The sequence below is a fragment of the Winogradskyella ouciana genome, from assembly GCF_009709615.1.
Taxonomy (GTDB): domain Bacteria; phylum Bacteroidota; class Bacteroidia; order Flavobacteriales; family Flavobacteriaceae; genus Winogradskyella; species Winogradskyella ouciana.
Window position 1 is genome coordinate 1 of sequence record NZ_WJYA01000253.1, and the last position, 246, is coordinate 246.

Consider the following 246-nt stretch of genomic DNA (forward strand, 5'->3'; position numbering starts at 1 on the left):
TTACATTTGAAACATGTTCCGGCGAATCAGCGATACTTGACATCAACGTTTGTACTGTTACACCATATAATTCATCCACTTGGTCATCAATCTCGCCTATCTCTTTCGCAGCTTGCAAATCTTCTGTACGATATGCATCCACAGCTTTTGAAAGCATATCTAATCCTAGCGCATGCATTTTTTCAATATTTTCTAATGGTAAATTTTCTTGACGACTACGAATTCTAATTGTAGATTTTGCGATAT

1 protein-coding gene is annotated in these 246 nt (G+C 36.2%); it reads right to left on the reverse strand.

The features are described 5' to 3' along the window. On the reverse strand, positions 1-246 hold a 246-nt coding region (locus F1003_RS19095), incomplete at both ends, for a PhoU domain-containing protein (protein ID WP_497986938.1).